Genomic DNA, 17,873 nt, shown 5'->3' on the forward strand with positions numbered 1-17,873 from the left:
GCCGCTCCCCGCTACTCCCCGCCGCTCCCGGCCCCGACGCCCTCGGCGGCGCGGATCGCGTCCCGGTAGGCGCGGGCCGCCGCGCGCAGCGCGGTCTCGGGGTCGACGCCCGCCGCCTCGGCGCGGGCCGCCAGTTCCAGCAGCTCGTAGCCGATGCCCTCGCCGCGGGGCAGTTCCACGGCCACCCCGCCCGTACGGACCCGCCCGGCCAGCTTGGCCGCGAGCGCGAGTCCGGGCTGGCCCAGCGGGATCCCGTCGGTGACGGACTCCCGCTGCTTCTCGACCGCCTTGGTGCGCTGCCAGTGGGCGCTGACGTCCTCCGGGGTCTGCGCGTCCGCGTCCCCGAAGACGTGCGGGTGCCGGTGGATCAGCTTCTCGACGAGGCCGCCGGCCACGTCGTCGATGGAGAACGGCTCGTCGGCGTGCTCCTCGGCGATCCGGGCGTGGAAGACCACTTGCAGGAGCACGTCTCCGAGCTCCTCGCGCAGCGCGTCCCGGTCGCCGTCCTCGATGGCCTCGACGAGTTCGTACGCCTCTTCCGTGGCGTACTTGACGAGTCCCTCGTGGGTCTGGCGCGAGGTCCAGGGGCATTCGCGGCGGACCCGGTCCATCACCTGGACGAGGTCGAGCAGGCGGGCACCGGGCAGGTCGTACGAGCCGGGCAGCAGTTCGAGGTCGGGCATGTCGACGCGGCCGGAGCCGGCGAGCCGGGCCAGCCCGTCGGTGAGCCGCCGGTCGCCCTCGCCGGACGGGATCACCACGATCGTGCGGCCGCCGGCGCAGTCCTCGACGAGCGCGTGCGCGTCCGGGGCCTCGTGCGCGACCTCGACGCCCGCCTCGCGCAGGTACGGCAGCTGCGGGTGGCCCGGGTCGGCGCACAGCACCCGGTCCGCGGCGTGCAGGGTCCGCCAGGCCGGCCAGGACAGCAGGCCGGGGGCGACCCGGTGGCTCGCGGTCAGCAGGACGATCCGGCCGGCGGCCGTGGCGTCGGCGGATCCGGCCGGGACGGGTCCGGCCGGGGCGGGCACGGCGGGGGCGGGTTCGGCGGTGTGGTCGGTCACCCTCCGAACCTACCTCCGGACGGGCGGCTCAGGCTCCGGCGGGGGCCTGCTCGGGCCGGGTCCGCTGGACGATCCAGGGGGTGTCCTGGTCGCCGAGCACGATCTGCTGCGCGTCCCAGACGCCGTAGCGCGGGTTCACCTCGATGTGCAGGGCCTTCGCGGCGGACGCCAGCTTCTCGACGGCCTTGTCCTGGCTGCCGTAGTGCTCGAAGAGCTTGTCGCGCAGCAGCTTGAAGCGGGCGTCGGCGTCGAGCTGCCCGGGCGCGAGCTGGGCCTGCTCCAGGGCGGCCGCGGCCAGCTTCTCGGTTCCGCCCGCCTGCTGCAGCTGGGCCTTGCGGAAGTCCTGGACCTCCTTCTCGCTGACGCTCACCCCCGCGTCCTCGGCGGCCCGCTCCAGAACGACCGTCTGGATCATCTTGTTGAGCTTGACCCGCTCCAGGCCGGGCGAGGACTGGATCAGCTGGGCCGCGGTGGACCCGGTCCGGTTCTGCGCGGCGCGGACATCGCCCACCTGGGCCTGGAGCGCGGAGGTGGTGATGCGTTCGCCGCCGACGACGGCCGCGGTGCCGGGCCGGGCCTGGCCCGAGCAGGCGGACAGCAAGGGGGCCGCCACGAGCAGGGCGGCGGAGACGGAGAGCGCAGTGCGACGGTGCAAAGGAGCCTCCAGGGCCGGGAGATTGTGCTTTGGTGCACAAGGCCGTGCGGTGATCGATGGTATGCAGTCAGGGTGATCCGAGCCACTGGTTCGACCAACGATTCCCCGGGTGTTGGGGTACGCGTCTGTTGATGTCACGGTCACCCCGTGGCCATCCTCCGGTCCACCGGCGGTGCCAAGGTCGGCCCACCATGTCCACACCGCACCGCTCGCCGCGCCGCCCGAGCCTGCGCGGCTCGGCCCTCGCCGCCCTGATCACGGCGGTGGCCGTCTGCGCCGGGGACGCGGTCGCCCGCGTCTTCCCGTACGGACACCGCCACCGCAGCATCAACGACCTCGGCAACCAGTTCGTCCCCTTCCACGCCCACCTGTGGGACCTCCTGCACGGGCGCGCGGAAGGCGGCCTGCTGCTCAACTGGCAGTCCGGCTTCGGCACCGGCTTCCTGCCCGACTTCGGCACCTACCTCTCCAGCCCCTTCGCGGTGCTCGTCGCCCTCTTCCCGCGCGAGGACATCGACCTCGCCGTGTACGTGGTCACCGTGCTGAAGATGGCGGCGGCCGCGGCGGCGATGGCCTGGCTGCTGCGCACCCAGCGCCGCGGGCCGTGGTGGGCGGCGGGCCTGCTGGGGGCCTCGTACGCGCTGTGCGGCTGGTCGGTGATCGAGGCCTCGTACAACCCGATGTGGCTGGACGGTCTGATCGCCCTCCCGCTCCTGTGTCTGACGGGTGAATGGGCGCTGCGCGGGCGCCGGCCCGCCCTCGCCGTCCTGGTGGTGGCGGTGTCCTGGACGGCGAACTTCTACACGGCCTACATGGCGACGCTGGGCGCGGCCTTGGTGCTCCTGGTACGGGTGGTGCTGACGCGCGAGGGCGTACGGGAGCGGCTGGCGGTGCTCGTCCGCGGCGCCGTGACGACCCTGCTGGGCATCGCGGTGTCCGCGCCGGTGCTGGTGCCCCTCTTCCTGAGCTCGAAGCAGGCCTACCCCGGGTGGACGCGCCAGTTCGACCCCGTGTCCTGGCCGGACCTGTTCGCCCGGATCCTGCCCGCGACGTACTCCTTCTCCTCACCGGCGCTCTTCGTCGGCACCGGGACGCTGCTGCTGGTGGCGGCCCTGCCGTTCCACACGGCGGTGCCGCCGCGCACCCGCCTGTGCTGGGCGGGGCTCACGGCCGCGGTGCTCCTCTCCTTCCAGTGGACGCCGACGCATCTGGCCTGGCACGTCTTCGCGACCCCGAACGGCAGCCCGTACCGGCAGACGTTCGTACTGGCCGGGGTGGCCGTGATCGCCGCGTGGACCGGGCTGGCGGCCGGGCTGCCCCGGCTGCGGGAGCTGGCGGCGGGGGCCGCGGTGCTGGCGGCGGCGGCCGCGGTCGCCGCCGCCAGCACACTCGCGACGGCCTGGGGCCTCGCCCTCTTCTGCGGCGGCCTGGCACTGGCCGTGGCGGCCTGGTGGTCCCTGCGCCATCGACGGCTGGTCCTCCCGGCGGCCGGGGTGCTGGCGCTCGTACTGATCGGGCAGGCGGCCGCGACCACGGCGTTCGGGCACAAGGGCAAGCTGGGCGGGCTGGACGACTACCCCTCGTGGGGCACGGCGCACACCGCGCGCTCCGAGGCCCTGGCCGGCGCCGAGGGCTGGCCCGCGTACCGCACGGACCCGGGCCGGCCGGCGCTGACGGGCAACGACCCGCTGCTGCTGGGCGGGGAGGGCGGCGCGTACTACAGCAGTCACACCCCGGACGTGTTCACGCGGACGATGGTGGCGCTCGGCGCGGGCTGGACCTCGCGCGGGCGCAACGTGCAGAGCATCGACAACCCGGTGACGGACGCGCTCTTCGCGGTCGGCGCCCGCCTGCGGCCCGACGGCACGATCAGCCGCGCGCAGGTCGTCCCCCCGCTGGTCACGATCCGCCCGGCGGGGCCCGTGCCCTCGTACGGACCGTTCGACGGCCCCCCGTTCGCCAACCAGGAACTGCTGCTGGGCGCCAGGGTGTACGAGGACCCCGTCGCGCCCGGGGTGTGCCGCGCGGGCACGGAGGCCTACCTGTGGGCCCCGGAGTACAACGCGACGGCCCGCCTCGCGGACGGCCGCGCCTTCCGCCTGAACGGCAACGCGCCGCGCAACCGGGCGGCCCTCCAGCCGCTGGGCGCCTCCCGGGGGGCCTCCTCGGCGCTGGTCTTCGACGCTCCGGCGCCGCCGCGCTGGGCCCTGTCCTGCCTGGACCGCACCCGCCTGGACCCGGCGGTGGCCGCCCTGCGCGCATCGGCGCCCACGGGACTGCGGGTCGGCTCCTCGACCGTCAGCGCCACGCTCCCGGCGGGCACCACGGGCACCGCGGTCCTCTCCTCCCCGGCGATCGCGGGGTGGAGCTGCAACGGCCGGCCGGCCACGCCCTACCTGGGCCTGGTCTCCGTCCCGCTGACCCCCGGCACCACCACCATCAGCTGCTCGTTCCGTCCTCCGGGTCTGGTGCCGGGCTCGGCGGTCGCGGGCGCGGCCCTGCTGGTCCTGGCCGGGCTGCTCCTGGCGGAGCGCCGCCGCGGGCCGCGGACCCGCCGCAGCGCCGGCCCCCCGCACGGCCCGGAGGCCGGCGCACCCGTGGAGCTCGCCCCGGCCGGGGCCTGAGCGGCCGGGGCCCGGGCGGCGGCGGGCTCAGCGGACCTGGCTGAGCCAGTGCAGGGTGCGGCGGACCTCCGTCGAGAAGGGATGGTTCGGACCGTGGATGCGGTCCGCGTCGAACAGCAGGCGGGCCAGGGTGTCGTGGGCCGCGGGCCGCTCGCCCAGGGAGAGCAGCAGGTGCGCTATCCGGCGCCGGACCTCCAGCGGGAGCCCCGGGTCCGGGTTCGCGTAGTGGTTCTCGAACAGCGGGAGCAGTGAGCGGTACTCGGCCAGGGCCGCCCCCGGCGCGTCCAGCTGCTCCAGGCACTGGGCCGCGTCGTAGCGGAAGCGCAGGGACTGGGGGTCGCCGGCCGGGAACTCGTCGGCGAGGCGGCGCAGTTCGGGCAGGGCCCGGCGGTACTGGCCGTCGTCCATCAGCGTGGCCGCGTACTGCTTGCGCAGCGAGCGGACCACCGTGGAGTGCTCGCCGTGCTCGGCCGCCGCGGCCGGGAGGATCCCGCCGAGGATGTCCACGGCCTGGGTGAGGAGGCCCTGTTCCAGGAGGCTGCGGGCCTCGTCCACCGCGGCCGGGATGTCCGGCTTGGGCGGGGTCTGCGGCGTGGGCGGCGTCGTCGGCTGCGGCGGGATGGTGGCGGCGCGGTCCGGCCAGGGGGCGTGCGGGCGCAGGAAGGGGCGGGTCGGGTCGAGCCTGCCCGCCGGGGTGCCCTGCTTGGGCAGCAGCGGGGCGAGGGCCTCGTACACGTGCTGCGCGGAGGCCGGCCGGTCCTGCGGGTCCTTCGCCAGCAGGTGCAGCAGGACCGCCTCCAGCTGGTGCGGGACCTCCGGGCGCAGCCGGCGCACCGGGACGGGCGGCTCGTACAGGTGGCGGTGCAGGACGCCGAGCGCGGTGGACCCGGCGAACGGGACGTTGCCGCTGAGGAGTTCGTACAGCAGCACGCCGAGGGCGTACAGGTCGGTGTACGGGCCGACCGCTCCGCCCATCGCCTGCTCGGGCGCCATGTACGCCGGACTGCCGATCGGGGTGCCGGTGCTGGTGAGGCGGGTGGTGTCAGTGTCCATCACCGAGGCGACGCCGAGGTCGAGGACCAGGACGGTGCCGTCCGGGCGGACCATGACGTTGCGCGGCTTCAGGTCGCGGTGCACGATCGGCACCGCGTGCACGGCCGAGAGCACCCCGCACAGCTGCGCGACCACGGCGACCGCCCACGGCCAGGGGTACGGATCGTGCTGCGCGAGGTGGTCGGCGAGGTCGGTGCCCTCGACGTGACCCATGACGAGGAACAGCTCGTCGCCGTCGCTGCCCGCGTCGTGGACGGTGACCAGGCCGGGGTGGTCCACCTGCGCCGTGACCCGGCATTCGCGTACGAAGCGGCGGCGCAGCTCGTCGGCGACGGAGCCGGGTCCCGCCACCTTGTCGGGGCGCAGCAGCTTGACGGCGACGCGGCGGTCCAGCCGCTGGTCGTACGCCGTCCAGACCTGGCCCATGCCGCCCTGGCCCAGGACGGAGGCCAGGCGGTAGCGCTCGCCGATGATCCGGTCGTCGTCCGTCACCGGGCCGGGCCCTCAGCGTCGTTGCCGAAGGCGTTCGGGTTCTGCGGGTGCGGGTTCTGCGGGTGCGGGGCCTGCGGGTGCGGGGTCTGCTTGCGCAGCAGTTCGCTCAGCTCGTCGAGCTCGGCGCGGACCTGCCCGATGCGCGGCGGATTGGCAGGTCCGGGGGCGGGGGTCGGCGTGGGCGTGGGCGTGGGCGTCTGCTGCTGCGCCGGCGGCGGGTAGCCGTACGCCGGCCGCTGCGGCTGCGGCTGCTGCTGGGGTACGTACGGCGCGGGCTGCGCGGGGTACCAGGCGGCGGTCGGGGCGGCCGCCCGGCCCGCGTGGTGCTGGATGTCGGCGACCAGGAAGTACACGCAGGTCAGGAACCCGGTGATGATGACGCCGAAGGCGCCCGTATTGCCCTGCCAGCCGTTGGTCTCGGGCGTCGGGTCGGCGCCGATCAGCGCGACCGAGGCGACGGTGAGCACGCAGTTGACGGCCAGCAGCCACCAGTCGCGGGGTTTGCGGGTGACGACCGCGAGCCGCAGCATCGTGGCCCAGCCCAGGAAGCCGCAGCTCAGGACGGGCAGCAGGGCGAACAGCACGCGCAGTGCCACGACTCCCCCGGTACTGGGCTGGGGGCCTTGCTGCGGCGGGAGGCCGGGGCCGTGCATCGCTGCTCCTGACGGACCGTGTCGACGAAGTTTCGGGTCTGAGCGTATACAGCGTTTCCGGCCGCCAGTGAGGGGATGTGCGCAACCGTTGCAGGGTCGCCGCACACCTCCCGGCGGACGCGGGCCGGCCGGGCCGCGCGGAAATCGCGGACTCCCCCTGACCGGCGGCGACTACCCTCGGCAGTCGAGTTGTTGTTCCAGGGGGGAATCCACATGCGAAGCCGGAGCATCGGCGTGTCGGTGCTGACCACGACGGCCTTGTTCGGACTGACGACGGCCTGCGCGCCGGTCGGCGCGAGCAAGGCCGCGGACATCGGCCGGGCTGCCCGCGCCGCCGCGTCGGCGTCGGCCGGGGCCGCGCCCGCACCGGCCGCGAAGGGCAAGGGGGCCGCCAAGGGCACCGGCGGGCTCGCGGACCTGTCGGGCGCCGAGATCCTGAGCCGGTCGCGCGAGGCGATGCGCAAGGTCGAATCGGCGCGTGTCGTCGCGAAGATGCGCGACGGCGGCACCCCGGTCGAGTTCGAGCTCTCCCTCGACAGGAAGGGCAGCTGCAGCGGCGCGATCCGGTACGAGGGCATGGGCAAGGTGGACCTCGTCAAATCCACCGAGCTCATCCACTTCAAGGGGGACGCCGACTACTGGCGGGGCACGGCCGCGAAGAAGTACGCGCCCAAGAAGCAGACCGACGCGATGGTCACGATGCTCGCCGACCGCTGGCTGAAGATGCCGGTCTCGGACCCCAAGGCCGCCGCGATGGGCCACATCTGCGATCTGGACAAGCTGACGGACGGCGGCGACCGGCCCAACCCGCTGGCCCGCAAGGGCGAGACGGTCACCCTCGACGGCAAGCAGGCGCTGGCGGTCACCACGGCGGCCAAGGAGGGCACGGAGACCGACTACATAGCCACCCAGGGCACTCCGTACGTCCTCAAGTCCACCATCACGGGGGACCAGACCGGGGAGGTCCTCTTCTCCGCCTTCGGCACGCCCGTGGACACGGCCCTGCCGCCGGGCGCGGACGTGCTGGACCTGTCCAAGCTGGGGGACGGCGGCCCGGCCGAGTCGGTCTGAGCGCGCACGGCCGGGGAGCTCCGAAGCGGAGCGGTCCCCGGCCGCGTGCGTTTCAGGACCCGAGGATCGTGGTGAGGAACTCGCCGGTCCAGGCCAGCAGTTCCCGCCCGACCAGCGGCTTCCCGCCCACCCGGGCCGTCTTGGGCCGCGGGATCAGCACCTGCGAGGTGGCCGGCTTGAGCACCGAGCCCGGGTAGAGGCGCTTGAGGCGCAGCTCCTGCGATTCGCGCAGCTCCACCGGACCGAAGCGGATGTTGGGCCCCTGGAGGGTGACGTCGCCGACCCCGCAGGCCCGCGCCAGCATCCGCAGCCCCGCCACCAGCAGCAGGTTCTCCACCGGCTCCGGCAGCTTGCCGTAGCGGTCGTGGAGCTCCTCCCGTACGGCCTTGACGTCCGCCTCGGAGTTGGCCGAGGCGATGGAGCGGTACGCCTGCAGGCGCAGCCGCTCGCCCGGCGCGTAGTCGTGGGGGACGTGCGCGTCGACCGGCAGCTCGATCTTGACCTCCAGCGGCGGCTCCTCTTCCACCCCGCCGTCGATCGCCGCCCGGTAGTCGGCCACGGCCTCGCCGACCATGCGGATGTAGAGGTCGAAGCCGACGCCCGCGATGTGCCCGGACTGCTCGCCGCCGAGCAGGTTGCCCGCGCCGCGGATCTCCAGGTCCTTCATCGCCACGTACATGCCGGCGCCCATCTCGGTGTGCTGGGCGATCGTCGCGAGCCGCTCGTGCGCGGTCTCGGTGAGCGGCTTCTCCGGCGGGTAGAGGAAGTACGCGTACCCGCGCTCGCGGCCGCGGCCCACGCGGCCGCGCAGCTGGTGGAGCTGGGAGAGGCCGAAGTTGTCGCCGCGCTCGACGATGAGGGTGTTGGCGTTGGAGATGTCGATGCCGGACTCGACGATCGTCGTCGAGACGAGCACGTCGAACTTCTTCTCCCAGAAGTCCACGACGACCTGCTCCAGGGCCTGTTCGGACATCTGGCCGTGGGCGGTCGCGATCCGCGCCTCGGGCACGATCTCGCGCAGCTTGGCGGCGGCCCGGTCGATGGACTCCACCCGGTTGTGGATGTAGAAGCACTGGCCCTCGCGCAGCAGTTCGCGGCGGATGGCCGCGCCGATCTGCTTCTCCTCGTACGGGCCGACGAAGGTGAGGACCGGGTGGCGCTCCTCCGGCGGGGTGGTGATCGTCGACATCTCGCGGATGCCGGTCACCGCCATCTCCAGGGTGCGCGGGATCGGGGTCGCGGACATGGTCAGCACGTCCACGTTGGCGCGCAGCTTCTTCAGCTGCTCCTTGTGCTCGACGCCGAAGCGCTGCTCCTCGTCGACGATGACCAGGCCCAGGTCCTTGAACTTGGTCTCCTGCGAGAACAGCCGGTGGGTACCGATGACGATGTCCACCGAGCCCTCCTTCAGCCCCTCCAGGGTGGCCTTGGACTCGGTGTCGGACTGGAAGCGGGACAGCGCCTTCACGTTGACGGGGAACTGGCTGTAGCGCTCGGAGAAGGTCCCGAAGTGCTGCTGCACGAGCAGGGTGGTGGGGACGAGGACGGCGACCTGCTTGCCGTCCTGGACCGCCTTGAACGCGGCCCGCACCGCGATCTCGGTCTTGCCGTAGCCGACGTCGCCGCAGATCAGGCGGTCCATGGGGACGGACTTCTCCATGTCCTCCTTGACCTCGGCGATGGTGGTGAGCTGGTCGGGCGTCTCCGCGTACGGGAAGGCGTCCTCCAGCTCGCGCTGCCAGGGGGTGTCCGGGCCGAAGGTGTGGCCGGGGGCCGCCATGCGGGCGCTGTAGAGCTTGATGAGGTCGGCGGCGATCTCCTTGACCGCCTTCTTCGCGCGCGCCTTGGTCTTGGTCCAGTCGGCGCCGCCGAGCCGGTGCAGGGTCGGGGCCTCGCCGCCGACGTACTTGGTGACCTGTTCCAGCTGGTCGGTGGGGATGTAGAGGCGGTCGCCGGGCTGGCCGCGCTTGGCGGGGGCGTACTCGACGAGGAGGTACTCGCGGGTGGCGCCCTGGACGGTGCGCTGCACCATCTCGATGTAGCGGCCGACGCCGTGCTGCTCGTGCACGATGTAGTCGCCGACCTCCAGGGTGAGGGGGTCGATGGACTTGCGGCGCCGGGTCGGCATCCGGCCGAGGTCCTTGGTGGCGGTGCGCTGGCCGGTCAGGTCGGTCTCGGTGAGGACGGCCAGCTTCAGCGCCGGGTCGACGAAGCCGTTGTCGAGGGAGCCGCAGGCGACGTGGACGATCGACGGCTCCAGGGTGCGCAGGTCCGCCTCCAGCCGGGCCGCGATGCCCTCACCGCCGAGCACCTCGACGGTGCGGGCGGCCGGGCCGTGGCCCTCGGTGAGGTAGACGGTGTGCCAGCCGTCGGCGATCCAGCCCTTGGTGTCGGCGAGGGCGCGGGCGGTGTCCCCGCGGTAGGCCTCGGGGGCGTGCATGCCGAGCCCCAGGGTGTCCGCGGCCAGGTCCGCGTCGTCCGCCGCGAAGGGGGAGACCGACCACCACATCATGCCGAGCTCGCGCGCATGCTCCCGTACGTCCGCGATCCCGCGCAGGGAGGCCGCGCCGACGTCGATCGGGGCCTGGCCGCCGCCGGCGGTCGCGGCCCACGAGGCCATCAGGAACTCCTGCGAGGTGGCGACGAGGTCGGCGGCCCGGGTGCGGACCCGCTCGGGGTCGCACACGACGGCCATCGACCCGGCCGGCAGGACGTCGATCAGCAGTTCCATGTCGTCGACGAGGACCGGCGCGAGGGACTCCATGCCCTCGACCGCGATCCCCTCGGCGATCTTGTTGAGCAGTTCACCCAGCTCGGGGTGGGCCTCGGCGAGGGCCGCGGCCCGCTCCCGCACCTCGTCGGTCAGCAGCAGCTCCCGGCAGGGCGGGGCCCACAGGCCGTGCTCGGCGACCTCCAGGGAGCGCTGGTCGGCGACCTTGAAGTAGCGGATCTCCTCAACCTCGTCGCCCCAGAACTCCACGCGCAGCGGGTGCTCCTCGGTGGGCGGGAACACGTCGAGGATGCCGCCGCGCACGGCGAACTCGCCGCGCTTCTCGACGAGCTCGACGCGGGCGTACGCGGCGGCGGCCAGCGCCCCGGTCACCTCGCCCAGATCGACGCTCTCGCCGTGCCGAAGGCTCACCGGGACCAGGTCGCCGAGCCCCTTGACCTGCGGCTGGAGGACGGAGCGGATCGGCGCGACGACGACGGAGACGGGCCCCGCGGCCGGGTCGTCCTTGCTCGGGTGCACCAGCCGGCGCAGTACGGCGAGCCGCCGGCCCACGGTGTCGCTGCGCGGGGAGAGCCGCTCGTGCGGAAGGGTCTCCCAGGACGGGTACTCGGCCACCTCGTCGGGCGGCAGGAAGGAGCGCAGCGCGGCGGCCAGGTCCTCGGCCTCCCGGCCGGTGGCGGTGACCGCGAGTACGGTCCGCTCGCTCCTGGCGGCCAGCGCGGCGATGGCGAAGGGCCGTGCGGCCGGGGGTCCGACGAGGTCCACGTGCATGCGGTTGCCGTCCCCGGCCGCGGTGACCGCCTCGGCGAGGGCCGGGTCCCGGGTGACGGCGTCGAGCAGTCCGTGCAGGCTCATGAAAGGAGGCTTCCGTCCGGTGGAGGGGCAACGCGAAGGGCCCGACACGTCGCACGGGCCGGGGGTTCCCACCCTACGACGCCCCCGGGTCCCCCGCGCGAGGGAACGGGGTCCCTCCCCGGAGTGACGGACCGACTACGGATCGGTGAAGGGCCGGATCTCCATCTCAGACGACTTCGACGAGCTCCCGGACGGCTTCGCCGCGGCGTTCGCAGAGCAGACGTGCACGTGCTGGCCGTGTGAACGGCCGTCGGCCCCGAACGGCCCCGAAGGGCCGGCCGGGGCCGGCGGTCCCCCGAACGAACGCCGAGCCCCCTACTCGCTCGCGATCGCGTTCAGTACGTTCATCCGTCCTGCCCGGAAGGCCGGGACCAGTGCGGCGAACAGGCCCACGAAGGCCGATCCGGCGAAGACGCCGATGATCGTCGGCCAGGGGATCTCCAGCACCTTCAGGCCCTCCAGGGCGAGCAGCTGCTGCGCGGTGGCTCCCCAGCCCATGCCCAGGCCCAGGCCCAGCAGGGCACCGAAGAGGGCGATGACCACGGACTCCAGGCGGATCATGCGGCGCAGCTGGCGGCGGGAGAGGCCGATGGCGCGCATCAGGCCGATCTCGCGGGTCCGCTCGACCACCGAGAGGGCCAGGGTGTTCACGACGCCCAGGACCGCCACGATGATCGCCAGGCCGAGCAGCCCGTAGACCATGTTCAGCAGCTGGCCGACCTGGTCCTTGAGGGTCTGCTTGTAGTCGGTCTGGTTCTGCACGGCGTACTGGGGGTACTCCGCGAGCGCGCCCTTGACGGCGCCGTAGGCGGCGTCCGCCTTCCCGTCGGCGGCCTTGGCCAGCAGCATGAACGGCCGCGGCATCCGGTCGGCCGGCAGGAACTGCTCGGCGGTGGCGGTGCTGACGTACTTCACGCCCTTGTCGAGGTTGCCCTCGTCGGAGGTGATCGCGGCGACCTTGAGCGTGGTGGTCTGGCCGCCGGTGAAGGCGACCGTCAGCTCGTCGCCGACCTTGACGTGGTGCTCGTCCGCGTAGAGCGAACCGACCGACATCGCGCCCTTGCCGTACGCCGCCGCGTGCTCGCCCGCGATCATCTTGCGCCGGACGTCCTGGGCGTAGCTCGGGTCGGTGACGCTGATGCCGTCGTCCTTGACGGAGCCGTCGGGGGCGGTGATCTTCGCCTCCACCTCCCGGTACGCGGTGACGTGGTCCAGGTTCTTGGTGGCGCGCAGCGCCTGCTCGGCCTGCGGCATGATCGGCTGGCCCGTCTGGGACTGGACGATGTAGTCCGCGCCGACCGTCTTGTCGAGCTCGTCGGTGGCGGAGGCCACCATCGAGGAGCCGACCACCGACAGGCAGGCGACCAGGGCCAGTCCGATCATCAGCGCGGCGGCGGTGGCGCCGGTGCGGCGCGGGTTGCGCAGCGCGTTGCGCTCGGCGAGCCGGCCGACGGACCCGAAGGGCCGCAGGACGATGCCGGAGAGCAGCCGGACCACGAGGCCGGCGAGCAGCGGGCCGATCACGATGAAGCCGATGAGGGTGAACAGCACGCCCAGGGAGAGCCAGAGCGAGCCGGCCGCCGCCTCGTCGGCGCCCGCGGCGAGGAAGAGGCCCGCGCCGCCGAGGCCGGTGAGGACCAGGCCCAGGGTGGCGCGGATGCGGCCGACCTTCTTGTCGCCGGGGGTGCCGGCGTCGCGCAGGGCGGCCATCGGGGAGACCTTGCCGGCCCGGCGGGCCGGGATGAAGGCCGAGACGACGGTGACGACGATGCCCAGTACCAGGCCGACGACCGGGGTGGTCCAGGCGATGGTCAGGTCATCGGTCGACAGGTGCATGCCCATCTGGCCCATGAGCTGCATCAGGCCGACGGCCAGGCCCACGCCGGCCCCGACCCCGAGGACCGAGCCGACGAGGCCGAGCAGGAAGGCCTCGACGATCACGGACTTGAGCACCTGGCCGCTGTCGGCGCCGATGGCCCGCATCAGGCCGATCTCGCGGGTGCGCTGGGCGACCAGCATCGAGAAGGTGTTGAAGATGAGGAAGATGCCGACGAGGAAGGCGATCCCGGCGAAGCCGAGCATCACGTACTTCATGACGTCGAGGAAGGAGCCGACGTCCTTGCGGTTGGCGTCCGCGGACTCCTTGGCGGTCTGGAGCTTGTACGTGTCCGCGCCGACGGCCTTCGCGACGTTCTGCTTCAGCTGGTCGTCGCTGACCCCGTCCTTGGCGATGACGTTGACGTGCGTGAAGAGGCCGGGGCCGCCGAGCAGCTTCTCCTGCGCGGTGGCGGTGTCGAAGTAGACGATCGCCGCGCCCGGGTTGGTCACGGTGAAGGTGGCGATGCCGCTGATCTTCGCGCGGACGTCCCCGGTGATGGCGATGGTGCGCAGCTCGTCGCCGAGCTTCAGGTGGTGCTTCTTCGCGGTGTCGGCGTCCACCATCATCTCGGTCGGGCCGCGCGGGGCCTGGCCGGAGGTGATCTTCATCGACTTGAGCTCGTTGTCGTTCCAGTTGCCCGCGATGGTCGGGGCGCCGGTGGTCGAGCCCATGTTCTCGTTCTTGGCGTTCACCACCGTCACCGACATCGAGACGACGCCGCCCTCGGCGCTCTTGACGCCCTCGGCCTTCGCGACCTGCTCGACGGCCGAGGCCGGCAGCACCTCGGGCTTGCCCCGGTTCGGGTTGTCCTCGCCGCCCTTGGCCCCCTTCGCGGTGACGGTGACGTTGGCGCTGGTGACGCCGAACAGCTTGTCGAAGGTGGTGTTCATGGTGTCGGTGAACACCAGGGTGCCGCAGACGAAGGCGACGGAGAGCAGGACGGCGACGGCGGAGAGCGCCATCCGCCCCTTGTGCGCGACGAAGTTGCGCCGCGAGGTCTTCAGTACGGTGCCCGCGCTCACGAGGTCCGCCCGCGCGCGTCGAAGTCCTTCATCCGGTCCAGCACCTGGTCGGCGGTGGGCCCGTACATCTCGTCCACGATCCGGCCGTCGGCCAGGAAGATCACGCGGTCCGCGTACGAGGCGGCCACCGGGTCGTGCGTGACCATCACGATGGTCTGGCCGAGCTCGTCCACCGAGCGGCGCAGGAAGCCGAGGACCTCGGCGCCGGCCCGCGAGTCCAGGTTTCCGGTGGGCTCGTCGCCGAAGATGATCTGCGGACGGGCCGCGAGGGCGCGGGCGACGGCCACGCGCTGCTGCTGGCCGCCGGAGAGCTCGGTCGGGCGGTGCTTGAGGCGCCCGGCGAGACCGACGGTCTCGACGACGCGGTTCAGCCACTGCGCATCGGGCTTGCGGCCCGCGATGTCCATGGGGAGCGTGATGTTCTCCAGGGCGTTGAGCGTGGGCAGCAGGTTGAAGGCCTGGAAGATGAAGCCGATCCGGTCGCGGCGCAGCTGCGTGAGCTTCTTGTCCTTCAGCCCGGTGATCTCGATGTCGTCCAGGTGGATCTGTCCGCTGGTCACCGTGTCGAGACCGGCGAGGCAGTGCATCAGCGTGGACTTGCCGGAGCCGGAGGGGCCCATGATCGCCGTGAACTGGCCGCGCTTGATGTCCACGTCGACCTCGTCGAGGGCGATCACGCGGGTCTCCCCGGCGCCGTAGGCCTTGACGACCTTGCGTGCCCGGGCCGCGACGGCTTCATGCCCTCCAGTACCCCCGTGCCTGGTTTCGGTCATAGCCGTTGTCACGGTGCTTCCCCTCGTTGGTTCGTTGCTCGCGCCGATGGTTCGTTGCTCGCACTGCCACGCATGTGGCCGGATTCCGCTGTCTTGCCGTCGTGAAGTCTGCGGGGCGGAGGCCGTCGGCGCCCTGGTGCCCATCGCCGTATCCGCAGGGGGGTTAACCCCACCCCGCCCCGTAGGAACCAGTTAAGGACCTCATCCGGCCGTCCTCCTCCTCCGCCGGGACGAATGGCCCCTGGGCCCTTGTGAGGAGCAACCCCTAGGGGTTCTGCATCTTTTGGCGGATCACCTCTGGGGGATACCGGGGGGATACCGCCGGATACCCCGCGATGAGAAGGTGTTCCCCGCGGATACGTGCACGGTGAAAGGATCTTGGTGAGCGCGGAGGAGAGCACGGGCGAACGCACCGGGGAAGCGGCGGCTTCCGGATCCGGAGCCGCTTCGGGGACCGGCGGGCGGGCCCCCCGTACCGCCCTGGTCACCGCCCTCATGCTGGCGATGGCGCTCGCCGCCCTCGACAGCTCCATCGTCTCCACCGCCGTCCCCCAGATCGTCGGCGACCTCGGCGGCTTCTCCGTCTTCTCCTGGCTCTTCGCCGGCTACCTGCTCGCCGTCACCGTCACCCTCCCCGTCTACGGCAAGCTCTCCGACACCTTCGGCCGCAAGCCCGTGCTCCTCTTCGGCATAGCCCTGTTCATCGTCGGCTCACTGCTGTGCGCGCTCGCCTGGAACATGGCCGTCCTCATCGCCTTCCGCCTCGTCCAGGGGCTGGGCGGCGGCGCCCTCCAGGGCACGGTGCAGACCCTGGCCGCCGACCTGTACCCGCTCAAGGACCGCCCGAGGATCCAGGCCCGGATGTCCTCCGTCTGGGCCGCCTCCGCCGTGGCCGGCCCGGCGCTCGGCGGACTCATCGCCTCGTACGCCGACTGGCGCTGGATCTTCCTGATCAACCTGCCGCTCGGCGGCCTGGCCCTGTGGATGCTCGCCCGCCACCTCGTCGAGCCCGTACGGTCCCCCGGGCGCCGCGGCCCCGTCGACTGGGCCGGCGCCCTCGCGGTCTTCGCCTGCGGCGGGCTGCTGCTCTTCGCGCTCGTGCAGGGCGGCGTCGCCTGGCCCTGGCTGTCCGCTCCCTCCCTCGGGCTCCTGGGCGCGAGCGCCGTACTGGCGGGCCTGGTCGTCCGGATCGAACGCCGGGCCGCAGAACCGATCATTCCTGGATGGGTCTGGCGCCGGCGCACCATCGCCGCGGTCAACCTGGCCCTCGGCGCGCTCGGCCTGCTCATGGTCGCCCCGCTGGTCTTCGTCCCGACGTACGCGCAGTCCGTGCTCGGCCTCGGAGCCGTCAGCGCCGGCCTCGTCATGTCCGCGATGACCCTCACCTGGCCCGCCTCAGCCGCCTTCAGCCAGCACGTCTACCGGCGCATCGGCTTCCGCAACTCCGCGGCCGTCGGGATCTCGCTGGCCGCCGTGATCCTGTTCTCGTTCACCCTGCTCCCCCACCCCGCCCGGCCCTGGCAGCCCACGCTGATCATGCTGCTGCTCGGCGCCGCCCTCGGCCTCTTCCAACTGCCGCTGATCGTCGGGGTCCAGTCCACCGTCGGCTGGTCCGAGCGCGGTACGACCACGGCCTCCGTGCTGTTCTGCCGCCAAGTCGGGCAGAGCCTCGGGGCCGCCCTGTTCGGGGCCGTCGCCAACGCGACGATCGCCGCCCGGCTGGCGCACGCCCCGATGTCCGGGCTGCCGGACCACCTCGACGGCGTCTCCGAGGCCCTCGAACGGCCGGAGCTGCTCCCCCGGGCCGCCGCCGACTACCTGCGCGAAGCGGTGGCCGCCGCCGTCGACCACATCTTCCTCGGCGCGACCGCCGCGGCCGTGGCCGCGCTGCTCGTCCTGCTCCTCCTGGCACCGCGGCGGTTCCCGATACTGGAGGAGCACCGGGAGAAGCGGCCGGCCGACACGTAGTCCGCCTCCGCCCGTCCTGCTTGTCATGACCCCGGTCAACGGAGTAGACCTCGGAGTCCTGCATCCCGGAGTTCCGCGTCCGGGATCCGTTCCGGGGGGACGACATGGCTTCCGCACTCTTCGCACTCGCCTTACTGGCCGCCCTGGCCGGGCCCACGGCCCTGCGGCTGCGCCGCCGTCCGGGCTTCGTCACCGGCCGCGACGGCCGCCTCTCCACCTCGACCACCCTGGCCCTGGCCTGGACGGTGATCCTGGTCTGGCTCCTGCTCACGATCCTCGCGTACGGGCTCACCGCGGGCGGCGGCATCGGCTGGTTCACCGGGGAGCACGGCCCGCTGTCCTCCCTGACCAAGGTGTACCTGCCACTGCTCGGAGGCCCGTACGTGGCGATGATCGGGGCCAAGACGGTCGTCGGCATCCGCGTCGAGAACGGCACCATGGCCAAGCCCGCCCCGAAGCCCACCGGCTCCGGCCAGCGCCCGCTGCGCGAGCTGATCGCGAACGACAGCGGGCGCACCGACCTCGTCGACCTCCAGTACGTGGCCCTCAGCGCCGTCACCATGCTCTACGTGGTGCTGTTCTTCCTCGCCGACGTGGGCGGCGGACTCCCCCGCCTCCCCGGCGAGATCTGGGCGCTGACGGGCGCCCCGGCCGGCGCCTACCTGGTCAACAAGATGGCCACACGGGCCAATCCGGTGATCACGCGGGTGACGGTGGCCGGCCCCGCACTGGTCGTCGAGGGCGGCGGCTTCGGCCCGGAGGCCCGGGTGGAGCTCGACTCCACCGCGCTGCCGAGCGTGTACGACCCGGCGACGGGCACCCTGAGCGCGCAGCTCCCCGCCACCGGGGCGCCGGCCGCGTTCACGGTGGTGGTCACCTCGCGCGGCCTGCGCAGCGACCCGTACCGCCACGCGCCGGCGTCCGTACCGGCTCAGGTTCCGGCTCCGGCTCCGGCTCCGGCTCCGACCCAGGCTCCGGTTCCGGCTCCGGCTCAGGCCGCGGACCAGGCGCAGCAGCCGGCGGGCTGAGGGGGGGA

The 17,873-nt window shown here is 72.9% G+C and carries 11 protein-coding genes; 4 read left to right on the forward strand and 7 right to left on the reverse strand.

Translation table 11 applies throughout. The features are described 5' to 3' along the window. Nucleotides 1–11: 11 nt before the first annotated feature. Entirely contained in the window at nt 12–1,028 is a 1,017-nt protein-coding gene (locus AB0M92_RS03505) for a nucleoside triphosphate pyrophosphohydrolase (RefSeq protein WP_366100788.1), read from the reverse strand. Between the two features lie 61 nt (nt 1,029–1,089). Then, nucleotides 1,090–1,716 (reverse strand): SurA N-terminal domain-containing protein, encoded by a 627-nt coding sequence (locus tag AB0M92_RS03510; protein WP_366100419.1) that lies wholly within the window; start codon nt 1,714–1,716, stop codon nt 1,090–1,092. A gap of 191 nt (nt 1,717–1,907) precedes the next feature. On the opposite strand from AB0M92_RS03510, the gene AB0M92_RS03515 reads away from it, so the two are divergent. After that, complete coding sequence (locus AB0M92_RS03515) at nt 1,908–4,340, forward strand: YfhO family protein (RefSeq protein WP_366100420.1); 2,433 nt, start codon at nt 1,908–1,910, stop codon at nt 4,338–4,340. Nucleotides 4,341–4,367: 27 nt separating this feature from the next. On the opposite strand, the gene AB0M92_RS03520 is transcribed toward AB0M92_RS03515, so the two are convergent. Both AB0M92_RS03520 and AB0M92_RS03525 read right to left on the reverse strand, forming a co-directional pair. Next, nucleotides 4,368–5,885, reverse strand: coding sequence for a serine/threonine-protein kinase (locus tag AB0M92_RS03520; RefSeq protein ID WP_366100421.1), 1,518 nt, complete (start codon nt 5,883–5,885; stop codon nt 4,368–4,370). Next, on the reverse strand, nt 5,882–6,481 hold the full coding sequence (locus AB0M92_RS03525; RefSeq protein ID WP_366100422.1) for a hypothetical protein: 600 nt from the start codon (nt 6,479–6,481) through the stop codon (nt 5,882–5,884). The genes AB0M92_RS03520 and AB0M92_RS03525 overlap by 4 nt, the downstream gene beginning before the upstream one ends. A 270-nt stretch (nt 6,482–6,751) precedes the next feature. On the opposite strand from AB0M92_RS03525, the gene AB0M92_RS03530 reads away from it, so the two are divergent. Further along, nucleotides 6,752–7,609: a hypothetical protein gene (locus AB0M92_RS03530; protein WP_366100423.1), complete on the forward strand. Its 858-nt coding sequence runs from the start codon at nt 6,752–6,754 to the stop codon at nt 7,607–7,609. Between the two features lie 52 nt (nt 7,610–7,661). Here the strand turns inward: AB0M92_RS03530 and mfd are convergent, their stop codons facing one another. The 3 genes from mfd to AB0M92_RS03545 form a co-directional block, all read right to left on the reverse strand. After that, on the reverse strand, nt 7,662–11,195 hold the full coding sequence (gene mfd / locus AB0M92_RS03535) for a transcription-repair coupling factor (RefSeq protein ID WP_366100424.1): 3,534 nt from the start codon (nt 11,193–11,195) through the stop codon (nt 7,662–7,664). Nucleotides 11,196–11,510: 315 nt separating this feature from the next. Further along, nucleotides 11,511–14,036 (reverse strand): FtsX-like permease family protein, encoded by a 2,526-nt coding sequence (locus AB0M92_RS03540; protein ID WP_366100789.1) that lies wholly within the window; start codon nt 14,034–14,036, stop codon nt 11,511–11,513. Nucleotides 14,037–14,092: 56 nt separating this feature from the next. Continuing rightward, on the reverse strand, nt 14,093–14,881 hold the full coding sequence (locus AB0M92_RS03545; RefSeq protein ID WP_366100425.1) for an ABC transporter ATP-binding protein: 789 nt from the start codon (nt 14,879–14,881) through the stop codon (nt 14,093–14,095). A gap of 369 nt (nt 14,882–15,250) precedes the next feature. On the opposite strand from AB0M92_RS03545, the gene AB0M92_RS03550 reads away from it, so the two are divergent. Continuing rightward, the gene (locus AB0M92_RS03550) at nt 15,251–16,837 is read left to right on the forward strand and encodes an MFS transporter (protein WP_366100426.1); all 1,587 of its coding nucleotides are present in this window, start codon (nt 15,251–15,253) and stop codon (nt 16,835–16,837) included. 104 nt (nt 16,838–16,941) lie between these two features. After that, nucleotides 16,942–17,865: a hypothetical protein gene (locus tag AB0M92_RS03555; RefSeq protein ID WP_366100427.1), complete on the forward strand. Its 924-nt coding sequence runs from the start codon at nt 16,942–16,944 to the stop codon at nt 17,863–17,865. Nucleotides 17,866–17,873: the final 8 nt, after the last annotated feature.

Source organism: Streptomyces sp. NPDC051582 (genome assembly GCF_040681715.1).
Lineage (GTDB): Bacteria > Actinomycetota > Actinomycetes > Streptomycetales > Streptomycetaceae > Streptomyces.

Bases quoted from the DNA above. Each gene is read 5' to 3' on its own strand.
- AB0M92_RS03540 (WP_366100789.1), bottom strand. From the start codon at position 14,036: ATGGCGCTCTCCGCCGTCGCCGTCCTGCTCTCCGTCGCCTTCGTCTGC.
- AB0M92_RS03515 (WP_366100420.1), top strand. From the start codon at position 1,908: ATGTCCACACCGCACCGCTCGCCGCGCCGCCCGAGCCTGCGCGGCTCG.
- AB0M92_RS03530 (WP_366100423.1), top strand. From the start codon at position 6,752: ATGCGAAGCCGGAGCATCGGCGTGTCGGTGCTGACCACGACGGCCTTG.
- AB0M92_RS03555 (WP_366100427.1), top strand. From the start codon at position 16,942: ATGGCTTCCGCACTCTTCGCACTCGCCTTACTGGCCGCCCTGGCCGGG.
- mfd (WP_366100424.1), bottom strand. From the start codon at position 11,195: ATGAGCCTGCACGGACTGCTCGACGCCGTCACCCGGGACCCGGCCCTC.